The sequence below is a fragment of the Lacinutrix sp. MEBiC02404 genome (genome assembly GCF_053601575.1).
Genome location: NZ_JBSHNV010000163.1, coordinates 1 through 293, shown reverse-complemented (window position 1 = coordinate 293; position 293 = coordinate 1). Strand labels below are relative to the sequence as shown.

Here is a 293-nt window from a genome sequence, read left to right as displayed (position 1 = left end):
CTGTTGGCTCTCCTGCGTCTAATACGCCATCGCCATCTAAATCAGCAAATACAGTTACTGGTGTAGTGAACCCGGTTTCTGTTCCGTTTTGAGTTCCATCACCATCTTCATCGTTATATACTGTTCCGGTTACCGTTCCTGCTGTAGTATATCCATCTGTTCCTGCTGTAACTGTTCCACTTACTGGTACCGTTACTTCGGTTGGCTCTGTTCCATCTGTTAAAGTAGCACCTGTTGGTAAAGTAGTTGTATCTACTACGATATCTACTGTTCCTGCTGGTACTCCTTCTATA

Annotated in this window: 1 protein-coding gene; it reads right to left on the bottom strand. The window is 44.0% G+C overall.

The features are described from left to right. Positions 1-293, bottom strand: a 293-nt coding sequence (locus ACVCXO_RS07645) for a hypothetical protein (protein WP_452229005.1), incomplete at both ends; no start/stop codon positions are given.